5 protein-coding genes are annotated in these 6,228 nt (G+C 64.0%); 3 read left to right on the forward strand and 2 right to left on the reverse strand.

Annotated features, from left to right (window positions below; all coding sequences use genetic code 11):
- Both ABZ312_RS30360 and ABZ312_RS30365 read right to left on the reverse strand, forming a co-directional pair.
- A partial coding sequence (locus ABZ312_RS30360; protein ID WP_500439172.1) for a tetratricopeptide repeat protein occupies window positions 1–2,693 on the reverse strand: 2,693 nt, incomplete at its 3' end.
- A gap of 326 nt (window positions 2,694–3,019) precedes the next feature.
- On the reverse strand, window positions 3,020–3,445 hold the full coding sequence (locus ABZ312_RS30365) for a hypothetical protein (RefSeq protein ID WP_500439173.1): 426 nt from the start codon (window positions 3,443–3,445) through the stop codon (window positions 3,020–3,022).
- Between the two features lie 585 nt (window positions 3,446–4,030).
- Here ABZ312_RS30365 and ABZ312_RS30370 point away from each other — a divergent pair.
- The 3 genes from ABZ312_RS30370 to ABZ312_RS30380 all read left to right on the forward strand — a co-directional run bounded on the left by ABZ312_RS30370 (window position 4,031) and on the right by ABZ312_RS30380 (window position 5,954).
- Window positions 4,031–4,273, forward strand: coding sequence for a YDG/SRA domain-containing protein (locus tag ABZ312_RS30370; RefSeq protein ID WP_500439174.1), 243 nt, complete (start codon window positions 4,031–4,033; stop codon window positions 4,271–4,273).
- The gene (locus ABZ312_RS30375) at window positions 4,185–4,937 is read left to right on the forward strand and encodes a YDG/SRA domain-containing protein (protein WP_500439175.1); all 753 of its coding nucleotides are present in this window, start codon (window positions 4,185–4,187) and stop codon (window positions 4,935–4,937) included. Before ABZ312_RS30370 ends, ABZ312_RS30375 begins: the two co-directional genes overlap by 89 nt.
- Window positions 4,938–5,132: 195 nt before the next feature.
- Window positions 5,133–5,954 carry a DUF4365 domain-containing protein gene (locus ABZ312_RS30380; RefSeq protein WP_500439176.1) on the forward strand — a complete coding sequence of 274 codons (822 nt, stop codon included), beginning with the start codon at window positions 5,133–5,135 and terminating at the stop codon, window positions 5,952–5,954.
- Window positions 5,955–6,228: the final 274 nt, after the last annotated feature.

Consider the following 6,228-nt stretch of genomic DNA (forward strand, 5'->3'; position numbering starts at 1 on the left):
GCACCGAGGTTGTTCCAAGCGCCGGCTTCCGCGTGGGTGTCGCCTAGCTCGTGGTGCAGGTCGCGGGCCGTCTCATGAGCAGCAATGGCCTCCTCGAACCGCCGCACCTCCCGAAGAGCGATCCCAAGGTTGTCCCAGGCGCCGGCTTTCCCGTGGGTGTCGCCCAGCTCGTGATAGAGGTCGCGGGCCGTCTCATGAGCAGCAAGGCCCTCCTTGAATCGCCGTACGGCCTGTAGAGCAGCACCGAGGTTGTTCCAGGCGCTGGCTTCCGCGTGGGTGTCGCCCAGCTCGTGATAGAGGTCGCGGGCCGTCTCATGAGCAGCAAGGCCCTCTTCGAATCGCCGTACGGCCTGTAGGGCAGCACCGAGGTTGTCCCAGTCGCTGGCTTCCGCGTGGGTGTCGCCTAGCTCGTGGTGCAGGTCGCGGGCCGTCTCATGAGCAGCAAGGCCCTCCTCGAATCGCCGTACGGCCTGTAGAGCAGCACCGAAGTTGTTCCAAGCGCCGGCTTCCGCGTGGGTGTCGCCCAGCTCGTGATAGAAGTCGCGGGCCGTCTCATGAGCAGCAAGGCCCTCCTCGAATCGCCGTACGGCCTGTAGAGCAGCACCGAGGTTGTTCCAAGCGCCGGCTTCCGCGTGGGTGTCGCCTAGCTCGTGATAGAAGTCGCGGGCCGTCTCATGAGCAGCAAGGCCCTCCTTGAACCGCCGCAGCTCCTGGAGGCCTAGGCCGAGGTTGTTCCAGGCGGTGGCTTCCGCGTGGGTGTCGCCCAGCTCGTGATAGAGGTCGCGGGCCGTCTCATGAGCAGCAAGGGCCTCCTCGAAGCGCCGCACTGACCGAATAGCAGCACCGAGGTTGTTCCAAGCGCCGGCTTCCGCGTGGGTGTCGCCTAGCTCGTGATAGAAGTCGCGGGCCGTCTCATGAGCTGCAATGGCCTCCTCGAACCGCCGCACCTCCCGAAGAGCAGCACCGAGGTTGTTCCAAGCGCCGGCTTCCGCATGGGTGTCGCCTAGCTCGTGGTGCAGGTCGCGGGCCGTCTCATGAGCAGCAATGGCTTCCTCGAACCGCCGCACCTCCCGAAGAGCGATCCCGAGGTTGTTCCAAGCGCCGGCTTCCGCGTGGGTGTCGCCCAGCTTGTGGTGCAGGTCGCGGGCCGTCTCATGAGCTGCAATGGCCTCCTCGAACCGCCGCACCTCCCGAAGGGCTAGGCCGAGGTTGTTCCAGGCGCTGGCTTCCGGGTGGGTGTCGCTCAGCTCGTGATAGAAGTCGCGGGCCGTCTCATGAGCTGCAATGGCCTCCTCGAACCGCCGCACCCGCCTAAGGGCTAGGCCGAGGTTGTTCCAGGCGCTGGCTTCCGGGTGGGTGTCGCCCAGCTTGTGGTGCAGGTCGCGGGCCGTCTCATGAGCAGCAATGGCCTCCTCGAACCGCCGCACCTCTCGAAGAGCAAGCCCAAGGTTGTTCCACGAGGCAGCCTCGTTGCGCTTGCTTCCCGTCGCCCGGCAAGCGTCCAGAGCAAGACAGCGAACGGCCACGAGGTCCTGTAGGCGCCTACGGTGTACCAGATAACGGCCTAGGGCGAAGGTCAGGGAAACAGTTGTGTTGGGCGCAGTACTGACATTGCCATTGGCAATGGCAATGAGGTTGGTGCGTTCGCCATCCAACCACTCCAGTGCTTGATCCCGGGTCTCAAACAAAGATGAAGGTGTTGTCGATGGGTATCGGAGGTGTGTGTCGGCGGCTGCAGCGGTACGCATGTAGTAGTCGGTCAAACGGGCGTGGGCTTGCTGGTAGCGTCGCCGAGTCGGACGGGAGTCCGCTGTGTGCGTTGCAGCTTGCAGAGCGGCATAGTCACGCAGGAGGTCGTGCATTTGCCATCGCCCGCGTACAGCTGCTCGCTGAACAAGGTGCGCGGTGGCCAGCTGCCCCAACAGGCTTTCTGTGATCTGCTGCGATTTGCCGGTTATGGCCATTGCGGCGGTCGTCGCAATGTCGGGGCCCGGGTTGAGCGACAAGAGCCGGAACAAGTCGGCCTGCTGTGGCGGCAGGCGATCCAGAGACTGATCGAACGCGGCCCGCAAGCTGCGCTCACCGTCATCTAGGCCCTGCAACCGCTCGTCGTTCTGAGTGAGGCGATCAGCACGCTCGGCAAGGGGCTGGCCTGGGTCGGCGGCCAGCAATGCTGCAGTGATTTGCAGTGCCAGAGGAAGGAATCCACAGGCAAGGGCTACCCGTTCGGCAGCTTCTGGCTCGTCGGTAACCCGCGAATCGTCAGCATCAGCATTTCGCAGAGCGGCATCGAGGAGCGCGATCGCCCCCTCAGGCTGTAGCAGGTTTAGGGTTCGCATGCGGCCCAGGCCCGGCAGACTTCGGCGCGAGGTAACGAGCAGGCCATGCTGCCCCGTCGGCATCAACGGTCGGACCTGCTCGACACTGAAAGCGTTGTCTGCAATCATCAAAAGTCGTTCGCCCGATCGCGTTCGGACGTCAAGCTGGGAGCGATAAAGCGCCTCCCGCTCTGAAGCTGTCGGCGGAATGTGCTCGACGTGCACCCCCAAGGAACGCAGCAGAGCGTCTAGGACGTCCTCGGGCTGAGCTGGTGCCGGATCGTAACCGCGTAGGCCGACCAGCAAGACTCCGGTGAACCAGCCTCGATCCTGGGCGGCATGGCCTACCGCATGCGCCAAGGTGGTCTTACCCACCCCTGGTAGGCCGGCGAGCGTTGCCACCGCGGGTGTACCCGGCCTCGCTGGGTCGAACAGCGCGAGAAGGGAGGCGAGATCTTCCTCGCGTCCGGTGAATTCCGGCGGCAAAGGCGGAAGCGAGGCCAGTGCAGTGGGGACCGGAGCGTACTGCTGAACGAAAGTGTTGTGCTGCGTGCCACTGCCTTGGGCCGGACCACCGAAATGCCCGCCTCGGAAATCGTTGTGTGCCCCTCCCCGCGTCCAGTTTCCCGAACGGCTTCCTGCCGGAGAACTCCTAGGTGCGCGACCCTTGGGTCTTCTCTTCGCTCCCACACCGACTCACTCTAAGGCTGGAAGTGATTGTGCTGAGTGCCGCTACCCTGAACCGGTCCGTGAAAGGTCGAGTTCCGGAAGTCGTTGTGTACGGCCTCGGCCTTCGCCTTGACCCCAGACCGCTCAATCAGAGCCTCAAGCTCGGCAGCAATCTGCTCCCGCTCCGACTCGCTGGCTTCCTCCAGCAGCGTTTCAAACTGCGTCTGCCACACCGCCGCCTGAGCGACGCGAACCCGTTCGACCTCCTCCCCCTCACCCACTGTGTCCAGCGCGGCCTGGGTGCGGTCCAACCGCTCCAACGCAGTCCGCTCCCGCGCGATCTCTCCACGTCCCAACATTCGAGCTGCACCATCGCGCACGCTGTTCCATGCATCCGTGCTTGCCGCCTGCACGACAGCGCTGCCACCCGTGGCCGCCAACACCATCAGGGCTTCCACCAACATACGTCCCCCAAGCCAGCTTCGAACGACTAGATCAGCGTAGGTCGTCAGGCGTCGCTGCAATAGGGAAATGCCACAACCAGCCTGCCTCGTGGCCAGGCGAGACGGCTTCGTTTCGATGTAGGGAGCGTCAGCGGACAGACCCGGGTTCCGCTCCGATCGTTGTTGATCATCTGCGGCAAGCAGCCTCACATAACAGCAGCGAGGTACGTCACAGGGTGCGCGTCCTGTGGTGTAGCTCGATTGGGAGCAGGGTGGTCGGCAAGCATCCAGGGGAGATCATCTACGAAGAGGATCGCCTGCCCAACCGCAACGGATGGGTGGCTCCTCAAGCCCCCGACACGCGCCCTGTCGAAGCCGTGTCGAAGTCTCTTTGACGAACTGGCGCATCGGGCCAAGGCTGCTGGGCACCCGTCAAAATGCGCTCGCAGACGTGTGGCGCCTTCTAGCGCCTGCCATGACCGATGACTCAAACGAGGACCTGACGTCTGCCGCGACGGACGACCTCCGGATCAGGTCGGAGGCCGGAGGACTACAGCGGTATACAGCCTCCTCGTCAGGGCTTCGTGCGACGCTTTGGCCATGATTGGTGAAGTGCCCAACGTCGAGGTTGGCCAGCCGTTCGAGAGCCGTCGTCTTGCGCATGAAGCTGGTGTCCACCGGCCTCTCCAGGCCGGGATCTGCGGGACCAAGAAGACCGGCGCTGAGTCGATCGTCGTGTCTGGTGGCTACAAGGATGACGAGGACTACGGCAACGTCATCAATCTACACCGGTCACGGTGGCCAGGACTCGTCCAAGAACCAGGTCAGCGACCAGACGCTTGAGGACGCGGGCAACGCAGCCCTGGTGACCAGTCACATGGAGGGTCTGCCCGTCCGCGTGCTTCGAGGTGCACACAAGGGCTCCATCTACGCGCCGGCCACGGGCTACCGGTACGACGGGCTGTACCGCGTCACCAGCTACGGCAGCAAGCTGGGCATCGACGGCTTTCTCATCTGGCAGTTCAGGCTTGAGGCGTACCAGGACACCCCCGCCCCGGAAGTCATGCAGCAGGAGCTTCCGGAACTCCCCGAGAGTGGTCCCGTACCCGCCGCGGGGGTCGCGCCGGCGGGGGCGGAAAGTCCTGAGCGCGTCACGACCAGCGTGCAGCGCATCGTTCGGAGCACGGCGGTCACGCGACAGGTCAAGAAGTGGCACGAGGGAGCCTGCCAGATCTGCGGCGTGACGGTGATCCTGCCTGGCGGGGCCTACAGCGAGGGAGCCCATATTCAGGCTCTTGGCAGCCCTCACAACGGGCCGGACACCACCGCCAACGTGCTCTGTCTCTGCCCCACCTGCCACGTCATGTTCGACGGCGGCGCCATCGTGCTGATGGACGACCTCACCATCATGCGGAACGGGACGGATTCCGGGACGCTGCGCACGCATCCGCAGCACACGATCAACCTGGCCTGCGTCGCCAGGCACCGAGACCGGTGGCGCCAGTGACCCGATGCGGTACAGCAGCGAAGTACCGCAACCACAGCAACCGTCCTCGGCGATAGACACCCGCACACGGCCGGTACGGAGCCGGTATGACCGCTACGGGCCGATCTGGCTATAGCTACGGATCAGAAGCTGACGGTCTTGTCGGCGCCCCCTCGTACAGTTCCTTCTGCGATCGAAGGGCTACAAGGGGGACGCATGGCAGGGGTACCAAGCAGCCGGCGAACAGGGCGCGCTGCGGTCAATGCGCTCCGCGCGCTGCTGGAGCGACACGACCACATCGTGCAGGAAGTGGACGGACAGAACGACTTCGGCGAAGACTTGTACGTCACATTCACAGCAGCTGGCCAAACAACTGGTGACATGATCAAGGTTCAGGTCAAGGGAGGCGTCTCCTGGCGCCGCTCAGGTGGCTATGGCGTGCCAGTAGCACAGCATGCGGACACTTGGGCCGATGGAAACGTTCCTGTTCTTTGCATCGTCCACGACCCCGACCTGGGTGGACTGTACTGGGCAAACGCTACGGAACAACTCCTACAGGCGCGACGCGAACGCAAGCGACTCAGCACAATTCGGATCAGCACCGACCGTCTGCTAGACGACGACACGCTGGCCAACTTCGTGGCGGTGGCCCGACACTACGTGGGTCGCTACCGCGGCAACCGGGCGCTGCGCACGCAGCTCGCAGAGATGGCGGGTGTTGAGTTTGGCTCTTCCGACCTCGTACGGCACTTCGTCAACGACTGTGGCGAAGACTTGATCTTCTGGCAACGCCGAGGCGAGCAGTTCGCAACTCTGCTGCACAGTGACCTCGACTGGGAGCCGCAGCGCATCGCTCCCAACATGCTCCGCTTCGGGGCCTTGGCTTCAGGACTATCGCCCGATGAGTTGCCCGATTCGCTGCGTGGCTTGGCCGGCGTACCCACGGTAGGGGATGTGATCCTCGATCTTGCTGAGGCGATGTGGTTGGGGGCATGCTTCAGCGCCACAGAGTGGTCTCGTGATCAGAGGTACGTCTAGGTCCGTTACCCCAAGGGCTCGGCCCGTCTCAGTTTCCGTCTCATTCACAGGCGTCTGTGGCTGTCCAGCGAGGTACGGCACTGCCGCTGTCCCGTGTCAGCGAACAGGCGTGGACGTGGATGAACTGCGACAGGTGCAGGCTCGATGACCACCAACAGACTTGGAAAGCGTGCGCCGGCCCTAGGTGTATTGCCTTGTGAGGTTGGGGACGCGGCTGGCGGGTGGTTTGCCGTTCAGCGCGGTGTGTCCGCGGTGGTGATTGTAGGTGTGCAGC

The sequence above is a fragment of the Streptomyces sp. NPDC006207 genome, from assembly GCF_040613835.1.
Taxonomy (GTDB): Bacteria; Actinomycetota; Actinomycetes; order Streptomycetales; family Streptomycetaceae; genus Actinacidiphila.